At 60.2% G+C, this 24745-nt stretch carries 21 protein-coding genes; 11 read left to right on the plus strand and 10 right to left on the minus strand.

From position 1 onward, the window contains the following. The first annotated feature begins 146 nt into the window (after positions 1-146). From ACWKWE_RS01580 to ACWKWE_RS01600, 5 genes are all read left to right on the plus strand, one after another. Complete coding sequence (locus tag ACWKWE_RS01580; RefSeq protein ID WP_166595501.1) at positions 147-3029, plus strand: sensor domain-containing phosphodiesterase; 2883 nt, start codon at positions 147-149, stop codon at positions 3027-3029. Between the two features lie 188 nt (positions 3030-3217). Next, entirely contained in the window at positions 3218-3577 is a 360-nt protein-coding gene (locus ACWKWE_RS01585) for a winged helix-turn-helix transcriptional regulator (protein ID WP_483849399.1), read from the plus strand. Between the two features lie 180 nt (positions 3578-3757). Next, entirely contained in the window at positions 3758-4369 is a 612-nt protein-coding gene (locus tag ACWKWE_RS01590) for a hypothetical protein (RefSeq protein WP_483849400.1), read from the plus strand. Positions 4370-4592: 223 nt separating this feature from the next. Next, positions 4593-4802: an AbrB/MazE/SpoVT family DNA-binding domain-containing protein gene (locus tag ACWKWE_RS01595; protein ID WP_483849401.1), complete on the plus strand. Its 210-nt coding sequence runs from the start codon at positions 4593-4595 to the stop codon at positions 4800-4802. A 3-nt stretch (positions 4803-4805) separates the two neighbouring features. Continuing rightward, entirely contained in the window at positions 4806-5285 is a 480-nt protein-coding gene (locus ACWKWE_RS01600; RefSeq protein WP_483849402.1) for a type II toxin-antitoxin system YhaV family toxin, read from the plus strand. A 62-nt stretch (positions 5286-5347) separates the two neighbouring features. Here the strand turns inward: ACWKWE_RS01600 and ACWKWE_RS01605 are convergent, their stop codons facing one another. From ACWKWE_RS01605 to ACWKWE_RS01640, 8 genes are all read right to left on the minus strand, one after another. Continuing rightward, the gene (locus ACWKWE_RS01605; RefSeq protein WP_483849403.1) at positions 5348-6283 is read right to left on the minus strand and encodes a carbohydrate kinase family protein; all 936 of its coding nucleotides are present in this window, start codon (positions 6281-6283) and stop codon (positions 5348-5350) included. A 23-nt stretch (positions 6284-6306) separates the two neighbouring features. Further along, the gene (gene xylB / locus ACWKWE_RS01610; RefSeq protein ID WP_483849404.1) at positions 6307-7788 is read right to left on the minus strand and encodes a xylulokinase; all 1482 of its coding nucleotides are present in this window, start codon (positions 7786-7788) and stop codon (positions 6307-6309) included. 23 nt (positions 7789-7811) lie between these two features. Continuing rightward, positions 7812-9329, minus strand: coding sequence for a mannitol dehydrogenase family protein (locus ACWKWE_RS01615; protein ID WP_483849405.1), 1518 nt, complete (start codon positions 9327-9329; stop codon positions 7812-7814). A 33-nt stretch (positions 9330-9362) separates the two neighbouring features. After that, the gene (locus ACWKWE_RS01620; protein ID WP_166595509.1) at positions 9363-10466 is read right to left on the minus strand and encodes an ABC transporter ATP-binding protein; all 1104 of its coding nucleotides are present in this window, start codon (positions 10464-10466) and stop codon (positions 9363-9365) included. Between the two features lie 133 nt (positions 10467-10599). After that, entirely contained in the window at positions 10600-11433 is an 834-nt protein-coding gene (locus ACWKWE_RS01625) for a carbohydrate ABC transporter permease (protein ID WP_166595510.1), read from the minus strand. 10 nt (positions 11434-11443) lie between these two features. Then, positions 11444-12376 carry a carbohydrate ABC transporter permease gene (locus ACWKWE_RS01630; RefSeq protein WP_166595511.1) on the minus strand — a complete coding sequence of 311 codons (933 nt, stop codon included), beginning with the start codon at positions 12374-12376 and terminating at the stop codon, positions 11444-11446. Between the two features lie 77 nt (positions 12377-12453). Further along, positions 12454-13779: an ABC transporter substrate-binding protein gene (locus ACWKWE_RS01635; protein ID WP_483849406.1), complete on the minus strand. Its 1326-nt coding sequence runs from the start codon at positions 13777-13779 to the stop codon at positions 12454-12456. Positions 13780-14018: 239 nt separating this feature from the next. Beyond that, on the minus strand, positions 14019-14924 hold the full coding sequence (locus ACWKWE_RS01640) for an AraC family transcriptional regulator (RefSeq protein ID WP_483849407.1): 906 nt from the start codon (positions 14922-14924) through the stop codon (positions 14019-14021). A gap of 154 nt (positions 14925-15078) precedes the next feature. Here ACWKWE_RS01640 and cobF point away from each other — a divergent pair, with 154 nt between their 5' ends. Continuing rightward, on the plus strand, positions 15079-15840 hold the full coding sequence (cobF, locus tag ACWKWE_RS01645; protein ID WP_483849408.1) for a precorrin-6A synthase (deacetylating): 762 nt from the start codon (positions 15079-15081) through the stop codon (positions 15838-15840). A gap of 223 nt (positions 15841-16063) precedes the next feature. Here the strand turns inward: cobF and ACWKWE_RS01650 are convergent, their stop codons facing one another. Further along, positions 16064-17266, minus strand: a complete 1203-nt coding sequence (locus tag ACWKWE_RS01650) for a glycosyltransferase family 4 protein (protein ID WP_483849966.1) — start codon at positions 17264-17266, stop codon at positions 16064-16066. A gap of 91 nt (positions 17267-17357) precedes the next feature. Further along, entirely contained in the window at positions 17358-17720 is a 363-nt protein-coding gene (locus ACWKWE_RS01655) for a response regulator (protein WP_166595516.1), read from the minus strand. Between the two features lie 272 nt (positions 17721-17992). On the opposite strand from ACWKWE_RS01655, the gene ACWKWE_RS01660 reads away from it, so the two are divergent. The 5 genes from ACWKWE_RS01660 (at position 17993) to ACWKWE_RS01680 (ending at position 24691) form a co-directional block, all read left to right on the plus strand. Then, positions 17993-21487, plus strand: a complete 3495-nt coding sequence (locus tag ACWKWE_RS01660; protein WP_483849409.1) for a response regulator — start codon at positions 17993-17995, stop codon at positions 21485-21487. 48 nt (positions 21488-21535) lie between these two features. Next, positions 21536-22357 (plus strand): CheR family methyltransferase, encoded by an 822-nt coding sequence (locus ACWKWE_RS01665; protein ID WP_166595518.1) that lies wholly within the window; start codon positions 21536-21538, stop codon positions 22355-22357. After that, positions 22354-22971: a chemotaxis protein CheB gene (locus ACWKWE_RS01670; RefSeq protein ID WP_166595519.1), complete on the plus strand. Its 618-nt coding sequence runs from the start codon at positions 22354-22356 to the stop codon at positions 22969-22971. The genes ACWKWE_RS01665 and ACWKWE_RS01670 overlap by 4 nt, the downstream gene beginning before the upstream one ends. After that, positions 22965-24146, plus strand: coding sequence for a hybrid sensor histidine kinase/response regulator (locus ACWKWE_RS01675; RefSeq protein WP_166595520.1), 1182 nt, complete (start codon positions 22965-22967; stop codon positions 24144-24146). Before ACWKWE_RS01670 ends, ACWKWE_RS01675 begins: the two co-directional genes overlap by 7 nt. A gap of 167 nt (positions 24147-24313) precedes the next feature. Beyond that, positions 24314-24691 (plus strand): response regulator, encoded by a 378-nt coding sequence (locus ACWKWE_RS01680; protein WP_166595521.1) that lies wholly within the window; start codon positions 24314-24316, stop codon positions 24689-24691. Positions 24692-24745: the final 54 nt, after the last annotated feature.

Consider the following 24745-nt stretch of genomic DNA (forward strand, 5'->3'; position numbering starts at 1 on the left):
ACTGAGACTCAGGCAACTGTCACGTGAAATGTCGTGAAATCGCGTTTTTTTCGTCGTTTATAGGCAGCTGGAACGAATATGGCGCTTGCATCCCTCAGTCAGACCCCATGAAGATAGCTCAGTCCCACGCTGGCAATGGAGCGCCTATGAATTCCCACGTCACGAATCCTGTTCAGCGCTCGCCGGCGACCGAGGAAACAGCGTGTCAGGCAGATGATGGTTCGGAAAATGCGACATCGATGATCGACGAAAATTCTCTCGAAGCAGTGCTGAAAGCTGCGACCAGCGCGACCCCCGGATTGAGCTGGGCCGCCTACCGTGCCAACCGGCACATGCATTTGTTGGGGCAGGGCGATGCCGCGACCGAGTGGCCGTCACTCATTCCCCGAGAAGGCTTCGACGCTTTCTGTCGCGATCATGGATTACACCGCTGGGTGACCGGGCATGGCGAAAGCCCGTTGGGCTGGTTGCTGACCCCCGAACGCGAGTCGAGCAATCCGTTTTTACTGGTGTTGGCAAGCAAACTGGGACTGCGGTTACAGACCGATGCCCTGACCCGCGCCCAAGCCACTCAACGGGTGCTGTACGAAATCACCTATCTGGCCAGTTCGACCCGTGACCGCCCGGCGTTTCTGCAAGGCGTGCACCGGCAACTGTCGACTCTGATCGACGCCGAGAACTTCTACCTGGCGCTGTACGAAGGGCACAGCGGCAAGATCACCTATCCCTATTACATCGACATCACCGATGTCGACGCGCTGGAAGCCGAGACCCAAGAGTTTCTCGATCCGGAACGGCTGTCCATGACCGGTTATGTGCTGACCACCGAGCAGCCGTTGTTCGTCGACGCGGCCGGAATCGAACGCGCCCAGTCTCAGGAACGGTTCTATTGCGTGGGGCATCGGCCCGAATTCTGGATGGGGGCGCCGCTGAAGAACGCTTCCGACGACGTGTTCGGCATGCTGGCGATGCAGGTTTACGACGTGTCACGGGTTTACAGCGTCGAGGATCAGGAGCTGTTTCTGGTGGTCGCGCGTCACGTGGCGATGGCGCTGGACCGCATCCTGCACCGCGCGCACCTGGAAGAAACCGTGGTGCGCCGCACGCTGGAGCTGTCGCGGCTCAACGACGCCCTGCGTAACGAAGTAGCCGACCGCGAGCGGGCCGAGCATTTGCAGAGCGCGCTGTTCCAGATCACCGAACTGTCCAGCCAGCCGGGGGACATGACCGACCTGTTCAAGAGCCTGCACGGGATTGTCGGCGAACTGCTGTTTGCCCTGAACTTCTACATTGCGCTGTACGACGACGCCACGGACGAGGTGACCTTTCCGTACTACGTCGACGAACGCCTGACCCGCCGCCCGGACCCCCGTCGCGGCGAGCGCGGTTTCACTGAGTACGTGATTCGCCAGCGTCGCCCTTGCCTGATCGACAGTGCCGAGGCGCGACGTCTGGAGGGCAATGGCGAAATCACGATTCAGAACGAGATCAATCGATCCTGTTCCTGGCTGGGCATTCCGCTGTTTGACGGCGACACCGTGCGCGGTGTGCTGGCGGTGCAGAGTTATTCGCCCCATGTCAGTTATTCGCTGCGTGATCAGGATTTGCTGACGTTCGTCTCGCGGCACATCGACACGGCGCTGTCCCGTCGCAGCGCCGCCGAAGCCATTCATACGGCCAACGTACGGCTGGAAGCCCGAGTGCAGGACCGCACCCGAGAGCTGGACTACGCCAACGCCAAGTTACAGCACGAAAACGCCCACGATTCCCTGACCGGGTTGCCCAATCGCAGCCACTTGCAACAGCGCTTGCAGGGCGCCTGGCAGGCGTTTTGCGCCCATGGTCAGGACCTGGCCGTCATGTTCATCGACCTCGACCGCTTCAAGATGGTCAACGACAGCCTTGGGCATCATTCGGGCGACCTCCTGCTGATTCAGGCGGCTGATCGCTTGCGCAGTTGCATGCGTGACAGCGACCTGCTGGCGCGGCTGGGTGGCGACGAGTTCGCGGTACTGGCGTATGCAGCGCCCCCTGATGTCACGGTCGCCATTGCCGAGCGCATCCTCCTGGCGTTCGATGTGCCGTTCTACATCGACGGACATGCCGTGTTTTCGTCGTGCAGCATTGGGGTGGTCGGCGCTGATCTGCAATTCCACAAAGAGCCCGCCGACCTGTTGCGAGATGCCGACACGGCGATGTACCGGGTCAAGAACGCCGGGCGCGACAGTTACGCCGTGTTCAACCAGGAAGTGCGGCGCGAGGTGTCCGACCAGATGGAGCAAGAGGGTGCGTTGCGTAACGCCCTCAAGCGCACTGACGAATTGCTGCCGTATTTTCAGCCGATCATCGACGTTGCCACGGGCAAAATTCTGGCACTGGAAGCGCTCATCCGCTGGCGTCAGGCCGATGGCCGAGTGATCGCGCCGGGGCTGTTCCTGCCCGCGCTGGAAGGCCTGCGTCTGATTGGACGGCTGGACTATTACATGCTGCAACAGGTGGTGGCGATGTTGGCCCAGCCCAGTCATGCCCATTGGCCGACCGTGCACGTCAACTGTTCGAGCTACAGCATCAGCCGACCGGAATTCGCTGGCGAAGTCCTGGGACTGCTCGCGCAACATGGCGTGGCGCCGTCGCGCATCTGTCTGGAATTGACCGAAGGTGCGCTGGTGGCCGAACCGGAACTGGCGCGTCAGGCCATGAAGCACTTGGCGGACAACGGCGTCTCTACGGTGCTCGACGACTTCGGCGCCGGGTTCTCGTCGCTCAGTTACGTGCACCAGTACCATTTCAGCGGCCTGAAGATCGACAAATCCTTCACCCTCGAACTGACCACCAGCTCCCGCAGCCGCGCCATCGTCCGCGCCATCGTGCGCATGGCCGAATCGCTGGGGCTGACGGTGGTCGCCGAGGGTGTAGAAGACGCCGATACGTTGCAATTGCTGCGTGAAATGGGGGCAGGGCAGGCACAGGGGTATTACTTCTCGATGCCAGTGCCACAGGAGAAACTGGATTTGAGTGAGCTGCTCTGACCCATCGGTTCATGACCTCTGCGGCCGCTCACCGGGGCTGATTGGATTGGGTGAGTCACCTGCAGCAGTCCGGCTTGCCGGCGCTGGCTCTGTAATATCGCCACCGTTGGCAAGCCATGCAGATACGACGATGGCACACAGTCAACCCAGGCTTTCCAGCCCAATACGCCCTTGCTAGACTCGCGCCCATGTCCGAATCCGATCCCGATACTCGCCCAGCCCTTCCCGACTACGCCTTCTGCCCGGTGATCACCGCGCTTGAGGTGATCGGCGAGCGCTGGGTGATCCTCATTCTGCGCGACCTGCTGCGTAACCCCTCGCGACGCTTTCAGGATTTGCAGGACTCGCTCAAGGGGTGCGCCCCAAGCACGCTGTCCACCCGGCTCAAGGCCCTGGAAGCCAACGGTCTGATCGAGCGTCGTCTTTACGAGCAGCATCCGCCGCGGCTCGAATACCTGCTGACCGCCAAGGGACGTGAAGTCGGGCCCGTGGTGGCTTCGCTGCGTGACTGGGGCCTGCGTTTGCAGGATCAACAGCCACCGCGCTGAGCGGCCAGAGCGGCGAAGGCCTGCCGTTCCCGGCAAGGCAACGCCGACATTGCCGCTTCCTTCGAAACCCTCTATGCCTTGCACCCCGCGTGGGGCGGGCCTTTCAGCGTATGTACCAGCATGTGGCACTGCTTTTGCTGCTATCGGAGGTGCATCGATAACCTGATAAGGAGGTGAAAGATGATCATTGATAACAGTACGATCCAGCACTTCGTGTCGAAGGCCGTGGCTCACACGCACTACGACACGACAGACAAGGATGCGTACACCGCCGCGACGGCCAGCGCTTCCGCGCCGGTTGCCGCACTCGCGGGCAGTACCGACAGCTCCACCCAAAGCAGCGCGGATCAGGGCTACAACGAGTCTTTCGCCAAAATGATGGTGAACCTCAAAGCCTCCCTGGCCAACGCCACGTCCAAGGTGTCGGATGAAGACAAAGCGGCTGCGGCAGCTGCTTTCGCGGCCGCCGGTGACAAACAGATCGCGTCGACAGACAGCGTGAGCAAAACCGTCGATACCGAAATGGCGGCGGTCGATAACAGCGACACCAGCACCCGTAGCAGTTCTTCGGCGAAGGCCGATTTCCTGGCGTACATGAACCAGACCGATGCCGAGAAGGTGCGTCAGCAGCTGACCGGCGTGAGCAAGGAACAGTACGACGCCATGACGCCGGAGCAGCAAGCGGCCGTGGACAAGAAAGTGGCTGACCTGCAGAAACAGAAAACCGAGCTGCAAACCGCTGAGCAAGAGGTCAAGGCCAAGATCGCCATGGCGAAGGCGGAAATGGCCTGAGTCTTGGGTGTTGGCGGAGTGGGGGATGAATGAGGAAGGGGCAGCGGTGATCACCGGCTGCCCCTTTTTTTGGTTGAACCTCAGCCAATTCGCGGTGAATTCAGTGGTGTCTTCCTACATCTCCCGTCTCCGATAAGTTGAATCGCGTAGTCCATCGAATGCGAAGGGTTGCGGTATAGTCCTGCCTATGTTCAGTCAACCGCCTCTACTCAAGGAGTGAGTCATGTCTCGATTCAATGCACAGATAGTGTCCATCGCTGCCGAGCGTGAAGCTCAGCGCGTCAAGAAAGCTTTCCTGCAACTCGTGCAAGCAGATCTGACGGACAGGCCCGATGACATCAAGCCGATTCCAGCGTCTTTGGTCTCCCGAATGGAGCGTCTGAGAGCGAAGGCGAACGCCAACCGCGAGAACGGTCACCTGTTGGAGGGGTGATCCATGCAGGCAGGGACGACAGTAATCAATGGTTGGGGGCTCTTCGGCCATCCTCTTTTTCTGAACCGCCTCAAATCCCTGATTGAAGAGGTTGAGTCGCTTGTCGACCGCGACCCCAGCGGATTTCACCATCATCCCCACTACAAATTTTTCGAGAAGGTCGACACTTCCGTTCGAGAGCGTGTTCCCGAGAACCCGGCTGCGCCGGGGTACGTACTAGGGAATACCTTGGGAAAAGACTGCCGTCATTGGCGCAGGGTCAAATCAGGGCTTCCTCATCGCTACCGACTGTTCTTTCAATTCAGGAACGACGCCTCACGTCGAATCGTTTATGCATGGCTGAACGACGAAACAACGTTACGTAAGGATGGCGCGAGAACAGATGTCTACGCCACATTCAAAGCGTTGTTGCGCAACGGCGGCATGCCTAAGACCTTTGCGGACCTGCTGGACGTTTCGGACCCGGTATTTTGGCGGGCGTGAGTTCAAGACGTAAAAACCGGCATTACGCCGGTTTTTTTCGGTTATTAGAAAAGGATGGTTCGTCAAACCACCTGATCCCGATACGGCAAATCCGGCCCCACCCGCGTGCACGTCACCGCCGCCGCAGCCACGGCGAAATTCAGCATGTCGGTCAGTGTCTCGCGGCTCAATCCTGGCAGGCTCGCCGGGGTGTCGAGGTGGCGTTCGGTCAGAAACGTAATGAGCGCGGCCTGGAAGGTGTCACCGGCGCCAACGGTGTCAGCGGTTTTGACGTCGCGTGCCGGGACGGACCAGTGGCCGAGTTCGCGGGTGAAGACGGTGGCGCCTTGACGGCCACGGGTCATGATCACCAGTTGGCAGTTGTGTTGCAGCCAGCCCTTGGCCACGGTTTCCGCGTCAGTGTCGGGGTAGAGCAGGTGCAGGTCTTCGTCGCTGACTTTGATGATGTGCGCGTGTTCGGCAAATTTCGCCACTTGGCTGCGCCACAGCTCGATGCTCGGTGCCGGGTTCAAGCGCACGTTGGGGTCGAAGGTGATCAGGCGCTGGCCGCTTTCGCGTCGCACCAATGCCAGCAGCGCATCGGCTACGGGCTGGACGACCAACGAGAACGATCCCACGTGCAGGCCGCGAACGCTGGTGTCCAGCACCGGGAGTTGAGCGGTCGTCAGCAAGCGGTCCGCGCAGCCTTCACCCCGGAAGCTGTATTGCGGCGAGCCATCGGCGCCCACTGCGACCATCGACAGGGTGGTCGGGGCGTCGAAATGAATCAGAAAATCATCCCGCACGCCTTCTTCTTCCAGTACCGCCGCCAGGCGTTTGCCCAGATAGTCGGTGGAAATGCCGGCGAAGAAACCGGCGTCCACGCCCAATCGACGCAAGCCGACAGCGACGTTGAACGGCGAGCCGCCGGCGATGGCCTGGTAGCCGATTTTGTTGAGTTGGGCGCTGTCCGGCTGACTGAAAAAGTCGAACAGTGCTTCGCCACAGACCAGATACATAGGTGCTCCGTTAAGGGCAGTCGTCAGATGCCCTGCAATTGATTGCGGTAGTGCTGATAAACCGTATGGTACGCGGCCACATGTTCAGGCAGCGGTTTCGTTTCGCTGCTGGCGTCGAGGCTGACGCAACGTTCGCACAGCGCCTGCAATGACTCGCTGCCGCCACTGGCATGTGAATGGCACCAGGCCGCCTGAATCGCCGCGCCCAGGGCGGCCGCTTCGGTCCCGGTGGTGCAGACGACCGGGGTGTCCATGATATCGGCGACGATCTGCCGCCAGACCGCGCTTTTCGCGCCGCCGCCGATCAGCCGGATGTTGGCGCTTTTGATCCCGCTCTCACGCAACAGGTCCAGCCCGTAACGCAGGCCGAAGGTGGTGCCCTCGACCACGGCGCGGCACAGGTTGGCCTGGGTCAGGTTGGTGCTGTCAAGACCGAGGATGCTGCCGGTGGCGTGGGGCAGGGCGGGAACGCGTTCGCCGTTGAGGAACGGCAGCATCAGCACGCCTTGGGCACCGATAGGCGACGAGGCGATGGCGGCGTTGAACGCACCGATGTCCAACGCGAACAGCTCGCGAATGGCGCTGGTGGCGTTGGTCAGGTTCATGGTGCAGATCAACGGCAGCCAGCCGCCGGAAGACGAGCAGAACGTTGCGACCGAAGGCTGTGCGCTGACGTTGCCCGCCTCGGCGAAGGCGTACACGGTGCCCGACGAACCGAGGCTCATCGTGATCGAACCCGGCGTGATGTTGCCGGTGCCGATGGCGCCCATCATGTTGTCACCGCCACCGCTGGAAACGATGGCTTCAGGGTTGACGCCCAGACGTTCAGCGATGGCGGGCAGGATCTTGCCCACGGGGTCATGGGCGTCGAGCAGGGTCGGCAGCGCCTTGACCAACCGGCCCGTCGGGTCGATGTGGTTGAGGATGTCGACGTCCCATTCCCGGGTGCGCACGTTGAAATAGCCGGTGCCGGACGCATCGCCGAATTCGCTGCAGCAGCGCCCGGTCAGCCAGTAATTGAGGAAGTCGTGGGGCAGCAGGATCTTGTCGATCCGGGCGAACAGCTCCGGGAACTGCTCTTTGGTCCAGAGCAGCTTGGAAACGGTGTAGCCCGGCGCGATGGCGATACCCAGGCGTTCCAGTGAGCCGGATTCGCCCCCCAGATACTCCAGCAGACGATCGTTCTCGGGCGCCGATTCGGTATCGCACCAGAGCTTGGCCGGGCGCAACACGTGGCCCAGTTCGTCGATCATCACCAGCCCGTGCTGCTGACCGGACACGCCGATGCCTTGAATCTCGGCACCGCTGATCCCCGCTTGCGCCAGTGCCGCAGCCGTTGCCTCTTCGAAGGCGGTCAGCCATTCCTGCACGTCCTGTTCCCGACGCCCGTTGGCGCCGCTGATCATGTGGTGCGCGCCTGAGCCTTCGCCCAGAACCTTGCCGCTGGCCGCATCAAGCACGATGGCCTTGGTGCCTTGGGTGCCGCAATCGATGCCGAGAAACATGTTCACCTCTTTACCTCTGACGCTCAGAGGGTTTTCGCCAACAGGTTTTCCAGGGTTTTGCTGACGCCGAGCTGCTTGAGGCTGTTCAGGTTTTTCTCGAACGAGGCCACGAATTCAGCGGATTTCGGAATCGCTGCGCCGAAGATTTCCTCGACTTCCAGCAGGCGTTGTGTCACCAGCACGTCATCGGCCACCAGCGCTTTGCAGAAGTCGGCACGTGGATCGACGACTTTGTACTCGACGCCGTTTTCACCCTTGAAATCGCCGGTTCTGTTGCCTTGCAGGTACAAGGCCCACGCCGCGACCACGAGAGAGGCGCGGTCCATGTTGCCGTTGTCGACGATCAGGCGGTTGATGGTTGGCACCGTGAATTTCGGGAATTTCGACGAGCCATCCGAGCACACACGCTCCAGTTGGTCAGCGATGGCCTGATTGGAAAAGCGGTCGATCAGCGTCTGTTTGTAATCAGTCAGATCGATGCCAGGCACGGGCGCCAGTTGCGGCGTGACGTCCAGGTCCATGTAGGTGCGGATGTAATCGACGAACAGCGGATCGTTCATGGTTTCGTGAACGAAGCGGTAGCCTTTCAGCGCACCGAGGTAAGTCAGGGCCAAATGGCTACCGTTAAGCAGCTTGATCTTCATTTCTTCGTACGGCGTAACGTCGTCGGTGAACTGCACGCCGACTTTTTCCCACGCCGGACGGCCGTTGACGAACTTGTCTTCCAGCACCCACTGCACAAACGGCTCGCAGACCACCGGCCAGGCGTCATCAATCCCTTTTGCATCGTGCAATTGCAGGCGGTGGGCGGTGCTGGTCATTGGCGTGATGCGGTCGACCATGGCGTTGGGGAAGCTGACGTTGGCGGCGATCCAGTCGTGCAGTTCGGCGTCGCGCAGTTTGGCGAACGCCAGCAGCGCTTTGCGGGTCACGGCGCCGTTGTGCGGCAGGTTATCGCACGACATCAGGGTGAACGCAGGCGTGCCCTCGGCGCGGCGTTTGGCCAGCGCGGCGCACAGGTAACCAAACACGGTCTTCGGCGTGGCGGGGTGCGCGAGGTCGTGCTGGATCTGCGGCAGGTGGCTCATGAACTCGCCGGTGCTGTCGTCGATGCAATAGCCGCCTTCGGTAATGGTCAGCGAGACGATGCGAATCTCGGGGCTGGCGAGCTTGTCGATCAGCGCGAGGTCGTTGTCGGTGGACATCAGCATCTGGCTCATGGCGCCGATGATGCGGGTCTCGGTGTCGGGCGTGTCGCCCAGTTCGAACAGGGTGTAGAGGAAGTCCTGATCTTTGAGCGCTTCGAAATTGTTACGGTCTTCTTCACGCAGGCTGACGCCGCAGATGGCCCAGTCCAGGCCTTCGCCGCTTTGGTCCTTGGCACCGAGAGACATCAGAGCGTCGGTGTAGAACGCCTGGTGCGCGCGGTGAAAGCCGCCGACGCCAATGTGGGCGATGCCCTGACGGCGGTCTTCGAGGGCGTAGGCGGGCAGGTTGACGCCATCACCCAGGTTCGACAGGTTCTGTTTGTTCAGTTTCATGACTGCATTCCCGATTCTGTGAGGGCCGCCTGCTCAGGCAGCGGCCTGCAAGGCTTTACGGATGACCTGGCCCTGTGCGTCGAACAGGTGGCAGTGGGCGCTGTCCAGGTGCAGGTTCAGGGTTTCGCCGTACTGGCTGGCGAGGTCCCCGCGAATACGCATGGTCAGCGCTTCGCCGGATTGCGTGCGGACGTGGCAATAGGTGTCGCTGCCCAGGCGTTCGCTGACGTCGGCGACGACTTGCAACTGGCAGTCACCCGCATTGGCCAGCTCCAGATGCTCCGGACGAATGCCCAGGGTCACGGCGTCGCCCACACTTTGTTGGGCGTTGGTGAACGGCAGATTGATCTTCGTCCCGGCATCGAGGGTGACTTCACAGCCGCTGGCATCCACGCGGCTGACCTTGCCCTTGAGGAAGCCCATTTTCGGCGTGCCGAGAAAGCCTGCCACGAACAGGTTGGCGGGGTGGTGATACAGCTCAAGAGGGGAGCCGACCTGTTCCACGCGGCCGCCGTTCAACACGACCACCTTGTCGGCCAGGGTCATGGCTTCGACCTGATCGTGGGTCACGTAGATCATGGTCGCTTCCAACTCTTTGTGCAGGCGCGACAACTCCAGGCGGGTCTGCACGCGCAGCGCGGCGTCGAGGTTGGAGAGCGGTTCGTCGAACAGGAAGATTTTCGGGTTGCGCACGATGGCGCGACCGATGGCCACACGCTGGCGCTGACCGCCGGACAGTTGCTTGGGTTTGCGTTCCAGCAGCGGCCCGAGTTCCAGGATGCGTGCAGCTTCGGCGACTTTCTTCTCGACTTCGGCTTTTGGCGTACCGGCCAGGTCCAGCGCGAATGAGAGGTTCTTGCCCACGGTCATGTGCGGGTACAGGGCGTAGGTCTGGAACACCATCGCCAGGTCGCGCTTGGCAGGGGTGACTTGGGTGATCTCGCGGCCATCGAGTTCGATGCTGCCGCTGGTGACGTCTTCGAGACCGGCGATCAGGCGCAGCAGGGTGGATTTGCCGCAGCCCGACGGGCCGACGAACACCACGAATTCGCGGTCTTTGACGTCCAGGTCGATGCCTTTGATGATCTGGTGGCCGTCGAAGCCTTTTTGTAGATTTCTGATTGTCAGGTTAGCCATGTGGGGCTCCAGTTTTATTCTTCAAATTCATCAGTTGTAGGAGTGAGCTTGCTCGCGATTGCGTGATGTCAGGCGATATATTCGTTTCAGATATACCGCGATCGCGAGCAAGCTCACTCCTACAGGGGTCTTGTTACTTGACTGCACCAAACGACAAACCACGGACCAGTTGTTTCTGGCTGATCCAGCCGAAGATCAGGATCGGCGCGCAGGCCAGGGTCGAGACCGCAGACAACTTGGCCCAGAACAGCCCCTCGGGACTTGAGTATGAGGCGATCAGCGCGGTGAGCGGCGCGGCGTTCGATGAGGTCAGGTTCAGCGACCAGAATGCCTCGTTCCAGCACAGGATCAGCGACAGCAGCGCCGTCGAGGCCAGGCCCCCTTTGCAGATCGGGATCAGCACCTTGAAGATTTCCTGGCGTGTGGTGGCGCCGTCCAGCCGCGAGGCTTCGAGGATTTCGCCCGGAATGTCTTTGAAGTAGGTGTAAATCATCCAGACCACGATCGGCAGGTTGATCAGCGTGTAGATCGCGATCAGTGCCAGGCGCGAATCCAGCAGGCCGAACGTCTTGGCCAGCAGGTAAATCGGCATCAGCACACCCACCGGTGGCAGCATCTTGGTGGAGAGCATCCACAGCAGCGTGCTCTTGGTGCGTTTGGTCTCGAAAAACGCCATGGAGTAGGCGGCCGGGACCGAAATCAGCAGGCAGAGAATCGTCGCGCTAAAGGAAATCAGGATCGAGTTCCAGGCGAAGTGGAAGTAGTCGCTACGCTCCTGGATGTGCAGGTAATTCTCCAGCGTCGGCGTGAAAAAGAACTGCGGCGGGGTGGCGAACGCGTCGATCTCGGTCTTGAAGCTTGTGAGCACCATCCAGAAGATCGGGAAGAAAATCAGCGCCGCGATCGCCCATGACAAGGTGCCGAGGAGCACGCTTTGCAGGCGACGGGATTGTTTGAGCGTCATCATGACCTTGCCCTCAAGACTTGTCGGTGAGGTTTTTGCCGATCATCCGGATCAGGATGATGGCGGCAATGTTGGCAATGACCACGGCAATCAAGCCGCCCGCCGATGCCATGCCCACGTCGAATTGCAACAGCGCCTGGTTGTAGATCAGGTACGCGAGGTTGGTCGAAGCGAAGCCCGGACCGCCGTTGGTGGTGGTGAAGATTTCCGCGAACACTGACAGCAGGAAGATGGTTTCAATCATCACGACGACAGCGATGGGGCGCGCCAGGTGGGGCAGGGTCAGGTGCCAGAAGATCGCAATGGGGCCAGCGCCATCAAGCCGCGCGGCTTCTTTCTGCTCCTGATCCAGCGACTGCATGGCGGTCATCAGGATCAGGATGGCGAACGGCAGCCACTGCCACGACACGATGATGATGATCGACAGCATCGGGTAATTGGCGAGCCAGTCCACAGGCTGCGCGCCGAACAGCTTCCAGACCGCGGCGAGAATCCCCGAGACCGGGTGGAAGATCAGGTTCTTCCAGATCAGCGCACTGACCGTGGGCATGATGAAGAACGGCGAGATCAGCAGCACGCGTACGATGCCGCGACCCAGGAATTCAGTGGCTTCCAGCAGCGCAGAAATCAGCACGCCGAGGATCACGCTGATGGCCAGCACACTGCCGACCAGCAACAAGGTGTTCATCGCACCGGGGAAGAAGCCCGAATCGGTGACGAAATATTGAAAGTTCTCAAGGCCGACGAATTCATTCTCGCCGGGGTTGAGCAGGTTGTAGCGGATCAGCGAGAAATAGATGGTCATGCCCAGCGGGACGATCATCCAGACCAGCAGCAACAGCACCGAAGGGCTGACCAGAAACCAGCCAGGCTTGGTGACGCTGCCTTTCTGTTGGTCTTTATCGCCAGCCGTGGCCGTGCGAGGGGGAAGGGTTGAGGTGTTCATGATGACTCCGAACCGGGGCAGTAGCTAAGCGGGGCAGCAGGGAGAAAATCCCCGCTGCTGCCTTGAAACAGACGGGATCAACCCTTTTTCGGGTAGCCCGCGCGCTTCATGTCACGCTCGGTCGCGCTTTGTGCCTGGGTCAGCGCAGCGTCCACGGTGGTCGAACCCACCAGTGCCGCCGAGAATTGCTGACCGACGTTGGTGCCGATCTGCTGGAACTCGGGGATGGTCACCAGTTGAATGCCCACGTACGGAACCGGCTTCAGGGTCGGCGTTTTTGGCGTCACGGCCTTGAGGGATTCCAGGGTGATGTTGGCGAACGGCGCCGCTTTCTTGTAATCGTCGGTGTAGGTCGAGGCGCGAGTGCCTGGCGGTACGTTGGACACGCCGTCGGTTTTCGCGACGAGGGCCGCGTACTCTTTCGACGTTGCCCATTCGGTAAACGCGCGAGCGTCCTTGTCGTTCTTGGCGCTGGTTGGAATCGCCAGGGCCCACGAGTACAGCCATGCCGAGCCTTTGTCGGTGACTTCGTGCGGCGCGTAAGTGAAGCCGACGCTGTCCGCGACCTTGCTCTGGGATTTGTCGGTCACGAAGGAACCGGCGACGCTGGCGTCGACCCAGATGGCGCACTTGCCGCTGTTGAACAGCGCCAGGTTTTCGTTGAAACCGTTGCTGGAGGCGCCGGGAGGGCCGTCTTTCTTCATCACGTTGGTGTAGAAGGTCAGCGCGTTTTTCCACTCGGGCTGGTCGAACTGTGGCTTCCACTGCTCGTCGAACCAACGCGCGCCAAAGGAGTTGGCGACGGTGCTGATCAGCGCCATGTTCTCACCCCAGCCCGCCTTGCCACGCAGGCAGATGCCGTACTGTTCTTTCGATTTGTCAGTGAGTTTGTCGGCGAATTCGGAAATCTGGGTCCAGGTCGGACGCTCCGGCATGGTCAGGCCAGCGGCCTGAAACAGGTCTTTGCGGTAGTAGGTGATCGAGCTTTCGGCGTAGAACGGCAGGGCGAACAGCTTGCCATCGACCGACAGACCGTCACGCACCGATGGGAATACGTCATCCAGCGCGTAGGACGCTGGCAGATCATTCATCTCTTTGAGCCAGCCCTTGGCACCCCAGAGTGAGGCTTCGTACATGCCGATGGTCAACACGTCGAACTGGCCGCCCTTGGTGGCGATGTCTGTGGTCAAGCGTTGACGCAGCACGTTCTCTTCGAGGACGACCCATTTCAGTTTGATGTCGGGATGCTGTTCTTCGAAAGTCTTGGACAGCCGCTGCATGCGGATCATGTCGCTGTTGTTGACGGTGGCGATGGTGACGTCGCCCGCCGCTGCGCTGTTGCAGAGGGTCAAGCCGAGAGTGAGACAGGTGCCAGCGAGCAGAACGTTTGCAGAGGTCTTCATGTATCTCTCCTCTTCTGCGCCCAATGAACGACAGAAGCCTGGTTATTGTTGTTGTTCCTTCCGGAGTCTGGAGGAAGTCAGTTGATTACAACGGTCCGCACGGCCAATGACAAATCCTGCGGCGCACTTGAACTGATACTTTCTTGCACTGAGAGTTCAGGCAGCAATACACCAAAACTGCGTTCCGGCAGGGTGCGGCGCAGTTCCAGCGTAGTCGACGGGGGCGTAGAGGGGGCGAATCAGTACAGGTTTTGTTCGGTCAGGCGCTGCACGGCCAAACGGCGATAGTGCGACGGCGTCATGCCTTTGAGCTGCTGAAAGCGTCGGTTGAAGTTGGAAATGTTGTTGAAACCGGATTCGAAACACACGTCGGTGACCGGCTTGTCGCCGTCCGCCAGCAGCTCGCAAGACTTGCTGATCCGCAGCCGATTGACGAACTCGACGAACGTCCGCCCCGTGGCCTGTTTGAACACGCGAGAAAAATAGGTGGGTTTCATGCCGAGGTAGTCCGCTACTTCTTCCAGGGTCAGTTCCCGGGCGTAGTGGGTAAAAATGTAGTCCACGGCCTTGTTGGTGCGCTCGACGGCATGGTCGTCTGACAGTTGGGATGCCGTCGTTCCAGACAGCAGCTGGAAATCGTCACTGGCCGCCAGCAGTTCGAACAGAATGAAGAAATGCCCCAGCCGGGTCATGCCGCTGGAATCGGCAATCTTCTGCATCAGCTTCATCGCCTGACGGATCGTGCGCTTGTCACGAAACTCGATCCCGTACTGCGCGCGCTCCAGCAGCGGCGTCAGGGTCTTCAGCTCGGCAAACACCTGGTTGCCGCTCTCCAGCAACTCTTCCGTGAAGTTCACCAGCATGTCGCGCTTGGGCACGACCTCGTCTTCTTCGACCTGGCTGATCCAGTTGTGCGGAAGGTTGGGGCCGGTGAGAAACAGCGTGCCGGGGTAGAAATTGCCGATGTAATCACCGACGAACACCTTGCCGGAACTCGCCACAATCAGGTGCAGCTCGTATTCCTTGTGAAAATGCCAGCGCACCAGCGGGCACGGAAAACCATGCTCGCGGTAGATGATCGACAGGCCATTGTGATCGTCCATCAACTCATAGGACGGATCGGTGATTCTTGTTGTTTTGGTCATGCGGTTGCCGGGGTTCGGGGACGTGCGTGGGGGTAATGTGCACTATTTGCCCTCAGGAATACAGCCATGAGCACAGGCCGCGCTTTGCAACGACAGCCCAGGCCGGTCACTATCCTGAGCCACAGCCTCTAGCGCCAATCCGGACTGTTACCCCATGAAAAAAATCCTCGTCATCGGCATCGGCGCGGGCAATCCCGAGCACATCACGGTTCAGGCGATCAAGGCGTTGAACCGGGCGGCGGTGTTTTTCATTCTCGACAAGGGCTATGCCGATGACGAGTTGCTGCGCCTGCGGCGGGAGATTTGCGAGCGCTATATCGAGGGTGACGCGTATCGACTGGTGCAGGTGCAGGACCCTCGCCGTGAGGACGATCCTGTTTCGTATCAGAACGGCATCGAGCATTGGCATGAGCAGCGCGCGGCGTTGTTCGAGCGCTTGATCACTGATGAGGTGAAGGCGGGCGAGACCGGTGGGTTTCTGGTGTGGGGCGACCCTGGGCTGTACGACAGCACGCTGCGGATTCTCGACCGGGTGCTGGCGCGGGGGAACGAGGTGTTCGGTGTCGAGGTGATTCCGGGGATCACCAGCATGCAGGCCCTGGTGGCGCAGCATGGGATTCCCTTGAACCGGATCGGCGAACCCATTCAGATCACCACAGGGCGGCGGCTGGCCCAGGCATCAGGTGATGACATTGATAACGTGGTGGTGATGCTCGATGCCCACTGCACGTTCGAGCGCTTCGTCGCGCAGGACCTTTACATCTACTGGGGCGCGTACCTTGGGACCGAGGACGAGGTCCTGATTTCGGGGCCATTGAGAGACGTGAGCGAGCGGATCAAGCAGACGCGGGAAGCGGCGAGGGCGAGGAAGGGGTGGATCATGGACACCTATCTGCTGCGGCGTCACATGCGCTGACTTTGCCACGGGCACAGTTCTAACGTGAGAGCGAATTCATTCGCGAACAGATCGTGCAGGCGACAGGGATGTATAGTCTGTTCTCTCGATTCGCGAATGAATTCGCTCCCACAGTCAATCTCTGGGGTGCATCCAGACCCGGCACGCCGCAGGGAGAGCCCAAGCGAGATCTACCCTGATCGAAGGCTTGCGCGTAACAACTTGCGCTTAACAAGGGGGTGTCTCACTCCCTGCGATTCTTCGCCTCGATCCACTGCGACATGTACTGCGTGCTTTTGTGCTGATGGTGCCGGAGCATCGCGCCAGTGAAGTTGGCGGCACGGTGGGCTGGCAGATCGCCTAGCAACTGTTGGATGCGCTCAATCAGCGTCTTGCAGTGCTCCTCGAACCGAAAGCGCGACTGCAGCACATGCCAGCCCGCTGACTGCGCCTGATCCCAGGCGGCCCGATCGGTATACAGTCGAACCGCTTCAGCGGCCAACCCTTTAGCATTCCACGCCACGGCACCGGGAAACGGCAGCTCGCCATGCATCCCCTCGGCCCCGATGGGGGTGGTCACCGTCGGCGTGCCGCAGGCCATCGCATCCATCACCTTGCCCTTGATGCCGGCTCCAAACCGCAGCGGAGCGAGGGACACCCGCGCCGCTGACATCACCTCAAACGCATCCTCGGCCCAATCCTTGATGTGAAACCCTTGCGCCGCATTGTGCAATGCCGTGGCCTTGGGCGGCGTGTACGCGCCATACACATGCAGCTGCGCGCTTGGCAGGCGTTGGCGAATCAACGGCCAGATCGCGTTCTTTAGCCACAAAACGGCATCCCAGTTGGGCGCATGGCGGAAGTTGCCGATGGTCAGGAAGTGTTCGCGCTCGTCATAACCCCGGCCACGGGAGGGCACGTCGCGGAGCATCAACGGGCAGAGGTGCAGCAATTCGGCGGGCACCCGGAAATGCCGGGTCAGCAGATCGATTTCGACCTCCGACACCACCAGATTCAGGTCGCAGCGATAAAACGAGGCGATTTCCCGCTGGGCCAGATCGGACACCGCCATGCGCTTGAACATCTCGGCGTCGGGCTCGGCCAGCAGGGCATCGGAACAGTCCTCGCCCGCCTTGATCACGTCCTTGAGCATCTGGTGCCGGGCATGGCGCAAACTCTGCACATCGCAGGTTTCCATCACGCGCAGCGCGTTGGGCGCGTGTTTCTCGACTCGCCAGCCGAACTGCTCCTCCATCAGGAACTGATCGAACAGCACCACCTCAGGTTGAAGTTCGGCGACGAAGCTGTCGAAGCGGCTGTCGTTCACGGCGATGGCCACTTCATCGATGCCCAGGCTCGCCAGGTCAGCGCGGCGTTCACCCTCGGTCGCCGCGCTGGCAAACGTGATGCGCCAGCCCTGTTCGAGAAAGCAGTCGATCAGTTGCATGACATGGCCGCTGGCGGCCGAGGAGCGTGGCTCCGGCCACACGTAACCGATGATCAGGACATGAAGGGCGCGCGTGGCCGGGGAGGGAAGGTCACTTGCCAAGGATGCCGTTGACCTTGTCACGCAGTTGATCGATGGAGAACGGCTTGCCGATCAGGTGCATCCCGGGCGGCACGTCGATGTTTTCCGCATAGCCACTGGCAAACAGCACCGGCAACGTCGGGCGCAGCACGGCCGCCTGCTTTGCCAGTTCGGTGCCATCCATGTCCGGCAGGCCCTTGTCCGTCATCATCAAATCAATGACGTTGCCGCTGTCCTTCAGAAAGGCCAACGCTTCGCTGCCATCGGCCGCTTCGAGCACGATGTACTCAAGCTCTTCGAGAACGTCGACGATCAACATCCGGACGATGTCATCATCTTCAACCACCAGAATCGTGCTGGTTGGGTCGGACATGAAAATTTCCTTCAAATGGCGAGAGACGGACCGGGCGACTTTCACCCGGTCTGCTAAAAAATAAAGCCAGTGATTGTGACAAGTTCCAGGCGCCAAAAACACAATTCAGTTGAGTGTGATAGCGCGAGGGAATCACTCGAACGTATAGTACGCCGACTTTTGCCTTCTGACTAAAGTCAGAAAATTCAGCCGTGTATGTCAGAAACTGGAGTCTTTTTCTGAACATTGCGGCAAACTCCGTGGTTTAGCCGAATCCGCCCTGGGCCCTTGCGATGATCCAAACCTCTGCAGTCGATGAGCAACGTTTCCGCAAACTTTTAAGCCGCAACGTCAGTTTACCCCTGGCCGTCGGGGTCCTTAGCGCCGCTTTCTTCGTCATTCTGATCACTTATCTGCTTTCGGTCATCCAGTGGGTCGAGCACACGGACCGAGTGATCAACAACATCAACCGTTCGTTGAAGCTGTCGGTAGACATGGAAACCGGCATGCGCGGCTTCCTCCTGACCGGTGATGAGCGCTTCCTCGACCCCTACGAGGTCGCCAAGCCCAGCATCATCTCCGAGCTGAATGGCCTGGAAGAACTGGTCGCTGACAACCCTGATCAGGTCGACCGGTTCAAACGGCTCGCAGCCATGCAGGAGTCCTGGAACCAGTTCGCCCAAGAGATGATCACCCTGCGGCGCAACGGTGGCGATTACGCGACGCCGATCCAGAACCGGCGCGGCAAGCGGCTGACCGATGAGATTCGTGATCAATACGATCAAGCGGCAAACATCGAGCACCAACTTCGCCTGACTCGTAACACCGACGTGACCCACACGACCATCCTGTCGGTCTCGCTGTACATCGCGTTCATTCTGATCGTCAGCGGTGTTCTGGCGTGGGTCGGTCGTCGCGACATGACGGCGCTGTCCTCCACGTACGCCGCCAACCTCAAGGCCCAACAAGAGGACGCCGAGCGCCTGGCCCACGTGGCCTGGCTGCGCAACGGTCAGAGTGAACTGGCCGAGCAGGTGATTGGCCAACTGACCCTGAACCTGTTAGGGCGCAACGTGTTGCAATTCTTCGCTCAATACCTGGGCGCGGTGGTGGCGGCGGTTTACGTGCGTCAGGAGCACGGTGGACTGGTCCGCGTGGCGTCTCATGGCTTCTCTCGCCAGCAAGAATTGCAGGAACAATCGATTTACAGCGGCGAAGGCGTTGTCGGCAAGTCCGCCGAACAGGATGAGATCATCACCCTTAACGACGTGCCGATGGACTATTTCAAGGTCTCGTCGGGTCTGGGCGAAGGCTCGCCACGCAGCGTGATCGTTGTGCCGACCAGCAACGATGATCAGGTCAACGGCGTGATCGAACTGGGCTTCTTGCGTGAGCTGACCGAGCGCGACGTCGAATTCCTCGAACTGGTGGCCGACAACGTCGGCACGTCCATCGAGGCCGCGCGTTATCGCCAGCGTCTACAGGAAGTGCTGGCCGAGACCCAACAGCTGAACGAAGAACTGCAAGTGCAGCAAGAAGAGCTGCGCACCGCCAACGAAGAGCTGGAAGAGCAGTCGCGGATTCTGAAGGAGTCCCAGGCGCACCTTGAAACCCAGCAAGCCGAGCTGGAGCAGACCAACGAGCAACTGGCTGAACAGAGCAAAGCGCTGGCCGATCAACGCGATGCGCTGGACCGCAACAACGAGGAGCTGAATATCGCGCAGGTCGAGCTGGAAGCCCGCGCCGACGAACTGCAGCGTTCGAGCAAGTACAAATCCGAATTCCTGGCCAACATGTCCCACGAACTGCGCACGCCGCTGAACAGTTCGTTGATCCTCGCCAAACTGCTGGCCGAGAACCCGCAGGACAACCTCACCGATGAGCAAGTGACCTTTGCTGAGTCGATCTACTCGGCCGGCAACGATCTGCTGAACCTGATCAACGACATCCTCGACATCTCCAAGGTCGAAGCCGGCAAGCTCGACATGCGCCCGGAAAACAGCAGCGTCAGCCGTCTGGTGGACAGCCTGCGCATGACCTTCCAGCCAATTGCTGCCGACAAACAGCTGCAATTCACTGTTGAGGTTCAGCCGGGGGCGCCGGTCTCGCTGTACACCGACCGCCAGCGTCTGGAGCAGATCCTCAAGAACCTGCTGTCCAACGCCATCAAGTTCACCGAACACGGATCGGTCAGCCTGACCGTGTCCCGTCAGCCAGGCGAAGGCATTGCCTTCACGGTGCGCGATTCCGGCATCGGCATCGCCCCGGACCAGCAGGAAAGCATCTTCGAGGCCTTCCGTCAGGCGGACGGCACCACCAACCGGCGCTACGGCGGCACCGGCCTGGGACTGTCGATTTCCCGGGATCTGGCGCGCCTGTTGGGCGGGTCGATCTCGGTCACCAGTGAGCCGGGGCAGGGCAGTATCTTTACCCTGGTGCTGCCGGAGGAATACGTCGAGCACGGGCAATTCGTCGAAGAGCCGCCAGCCGCCGCTCACGCCGCACCGGCTTCCGTGCCAGCGCCCACGATTGCCGCCAAGTCCGCACCGCCTGCCGAGGCCGTGCCACGCTTCGCCGACGACCGCGACAAAGCGCCGTTCAGCAAACGCTGCATTCTGGTCATCGAGGACGAAGTGCGCTTCGCCCATATCCTCTACGACCTGGCCCACGAACTGGGCTACCACTGCCTGGTCGCTCACGCTGCCGACGAAGGTTTTGACCTGGCGTCGAGTTATCTGCCGGACGCCATCCTGCTGGACATGCGCCTGCCAGACCATTCGGGTCTGACCGTGCTGCAGCGCCTGAAAGAGATGCCGACGACCCGCCACATTCCGGTCCACGTGATTTCCGTCGAAGACCGACAGGAAGCGGCATTGCAGATGGGCGCCATCGGTTACGCCGTCAAGCCGACCACCCGCGAAGAGTTGAAAGATGTGTTCGCCCGCCTGGAAGCCAAGCTCACCCAGAAAGTGAAGCGTGTGCTGCTGGTGGAAGACGACGCCCTACAACGCGACAGCATTGCCCGTCTGATCGGCGACGACGACATCGAAATCACCGCCGTCGGCTTTGCCCAGGACGCGCTGGAACTGCTGCGCGATAACGCCTACGACTGCATGATCATCGACCTGAAACTGCCGGACATGCTGGGCAACGACCTGCTCAAGCGCATGTCCACCGATGAAATCTGTGCGTTCCCGCCGGTCATCGTCTACACCGGGCGCAACCTGACCCGGGACGAAGAAGCCGAGCTGCTCAAGTACTCGCGCACCATCATCATCAAGGGTGCGCGCTCCCCTGAGCGCCTGCTGGACGAAGTCACGCTGTTCCTGCACAAGGTCGAGTCGCAGCTGTCGAACGAACGGCAGAAGATGCTCAAGACCGCCCGCAGCCGCGACAGGGTGTTCGAAGGCCGCAAGATCCTGGTGGTAGACGACGACGTGCGCAACATCTTCGCCCTGACCAGTGCCCTGGAACACAAGGGCGCCATCGTCGAAGTGGGCCGCAATGGCTTCGAGGCGATCGAAAAGCTCAACACGGTGGATGACATCGACCTGGTGTTGATGGACGTGATGATGCCCGAGATGGACGGCTTCGAGGCCACTACGCAGATTCGCAAGGACCCGCGCTGGCGCAAGCTGCCCATCATCGCCGTGACCGCCAAGGCCATGAAGGACGATCAGGAGCGTTGCCTGCAAGCGGGCTCCAACGACTACCTGGCCAAACCGATTGACCTTGATCGCCTGTTCTCGTTGATTCGCGTGTGGCTGCCGAAAATGGAACGTATCTGAATGGATCGGATCAATTGACCACGCCCGTAGAAAGACCAGGTTTGACCGATGGCCCATGAGCGAAACACCGAGATCGAGCTGCGTTTGCTCATCGAGGCGATTTACCTGAAGTACAGCTATGATTTTCGCGATTACTCGGGCGCGTCGGTCAAACGACGCGTCGCTCATGCGTTGCGTCATTTTGAGTTGAACACCATTTCCGCGCTGCAGGAGCGCGTGCTGCATGACCCGTCGGCGTTCATGCAGCTGCTGCAATTCCTGACGATCCCGGTCAGCGAGATGTTTCGTGACCCGTCGCACTTTCTGGCAATCCGTCAGGAAGTCGTGCCGCTGCTCAAGACCTATCCCTCGCTGAAAATCTGGATTGCCGGGTGCAGCACGGGGGAAGAGGTGTATTCGATGGCGATCCTGCTGCGCGAAGAAGGCTTGCTGGACCGCACGATCATCTACGCCACCGACATCAACCCTCGCTCGCTGGAAAAGGCCAAGCAGGGGATTTTCTCCATGGAGAACGTTCGCGGCTACAACGAGAATTACCTGAAAGCGGGCGGCAAACGGCTGTTTTCCGAGTACTACACGGCCGCCTACGATTACGCGATTTTCGACAAGACCCTGCGGGAGAACGTGACCTTCGCCGACCACAGCCTGGCCACTGACAGCGTGTTTTCCGAGACGCACCTGATCTCCTGCCGCAATGTGCTGATCTACTTCAACAAGAAGCTGCAAGACCGAGCGTTCGGCCTGTTTCACGAATCCCTGTGTCATCGCGGCTTTCTGGTGCTGGGCAGCAAGGAAACCCTGGAGTTTTCCGGTTTCAAGGATCAATTCGAACCCTTGGTCAAACAAGAGCGGATTTATCGAAAATCATGAGAACGACGTTTTTGGGCGCCCAGTCGGACTGGCCAGCGTTACCCAGGGTCGATGCCATTGTCATCGGCGCTTCCGCGGGTGGGGTCGAGGCGCTGTTGAAGATATTCAGGCCGCTGCGTAAGGGCTTCAAGCTGCCCATCGTTGCGGTGCTGCATTTGCCCGATGAGCGCCGCAGCCTGTTGGCCGAAGTGTTCGCGGCGCAATTGGCGATTCCGGTCAAGGAAGCCGATGACAAGGAAAGCATCGCGCCCGGCACGCTTTACTTCGCCGGGCCCGGTTATCACCTGTCGGTGGAAGCGGACAAGACGTTTTCGTTCAGCCAGGAAGAACGGGTGTATCACTCACGCCCCAGCATCGACATTCTCTTCGAATCCGCTGCGGACGCTTATGATGCGCGGCTTGCCGGGGTGTTGTTGACCGGTGCCAACAACGATGGTGCCAAGGGAATGGCACGAATCAAGGAATACGGTGGTCTTACCGTGGTCCAGGACCCTGCCGACGCGTTGGCGCGAACGATGCCCGACGCTGCGCTGGCCCTGCACACACCGGACTTTCTCCTGCCTTTGCCCGACATTGGCCTGTTGCTTGTCGAGCTGGAACGAATTGCATGCTGAGTGAAATAAAAGCCAAGTTGCTGATCGTCGACGATCTGCCGGAAAACCTCCTGGCGCTCGAAGCATTGATCAAGCGCGAAGACCGCCAGGTGTTCAAGGCGCTGTCCGCCGACGAAGCGTTGTCGCTGTTGTTGGAGCATGAATTCGCCATGGCGATCCTCGACGTGCAGATGCCGGGCATGAACGGGTTCGAGCTGGCCGAGATGATGCGCGGCACCGAAAAGACCAAAAGCATTCCCATCGTGTTCGTCAGCGCCGCCGGCCGTGAACTGAACTACGCGTTCAAGGGGTACGAGAGCGGCGCGGTGGACTTCCTGCACAAGCCGCTGGATATCCACGCGGTGAAGAGCAAGGTCAACGTCTTCGTCGACCTGTATCGCCAGCGCAAGGCGATGAAACAGCAGGTCGAGGAACTGGAGCGCAGCCGACAGGAGCAGGAAGCGCTGCTGCGCGAATTGAAATCCACCCAGAACGAACTGGAACACGCGATTCGCATGCGCGACGACTTCATGTCGATCGTGTCCCACGAAGTGCGCACGCCGCTCAACGGGCTGATCCTGGAAACCCAGCTGCGCAAGTTGCACCTGGCCAAGGACAACGCGTCGGCGTTCACCATGGACAAGCTCAAAGCCATGGTCGAGCGTGACGAGCGGCAGATTCAGAGCCTCATCCGCTTGATCGAAGACATGCTCGACGTGTCGCGCATTCGCACCGGCAAACTGTCGATCCGCACCAGCGCGTTCGACTTGTCCGAGCTGGTGGTCAATCTGGTGGAAAGCTACTCGGCGCAGATCGCGGCCGCGGAAAGCGTGGTTACGCTGCACGCCGCCACACCGGTGATCGGCATCTGGGACGAATTCCGCATCGAGCAGGTGATGGCCAATCTGCTCACCAACGCCCTGCGTTACGGCGCGCACAAGCCCATCGAAGTTCGGGTGTACAGCGAGGGCGGCGAGGCGCGGGTTGAGGTCAAGGATCAGGGCATCGGCATCAGCGTTGAAAACCAGAAGCGCATCTTTCAGCAGTTCGAGCGCGTCTCGGCCAGCCACGCGGTCAATGGGCTGGGGTTGGGCCTGTTCATTTCCGATCAGATCGTCGCGGCCCACAACGGTACGATCACGGTGGAAAGCGAAGAGGGCTGCGGCTCGACCTTCCGCGTCAGCCTGCCGTTGTAAACGCCCGTTCGGCCCGCCAGCCGCGGGCCAGAGCGATGTGTTGAGGGATGTTGACGCTTGCGTTGAAAGCGCGACGACCGTCCGGGTAAATATCTGATTTTTCTGCGCAACCTCCAGAGCGGGCCATGGTCGTAATGGCAGCTATTTATAAGATTGAAGGCGTTCCAATGAGCTCTGATGCTGAAAATGTCGTACTGATCGTCGAAGACGAGCCGCTGATCCTGATGCTGCTGTCCGACTATCTGTCAGGGGAGGGTTATCGGGTGTTGCAGGCGGAAAACGGCGAACAGGCCTTCGAAATCCTCGCCACCAAGCCGCACCTGGACCTGATGATCACCGACTACCGCCTGCCAGGCGGTGTGTCCGGGGTGATGATCGCCGAGCCTGCGGTCAAGCTGCGACCGGAGCTGAAAGTTATTTTCATCAGCGGCTACCCGGCGGAAATCATCGAGACCGGCAGCCCCATCGTCGGCAAGGTGCCGATCCTGGCGAAGCCGTTCACCATGGAAACGCTGCACTCGAAGATTCAGAGTTTGTTGAATTGAGCGGGGCGCGCCTTTCGTAGCATTCCGGCTTGCTGGCGCTGGCGAGTCCATTGT

It is taken from the genome of Pseudomonas salicis (assembly GCF_057128705.1).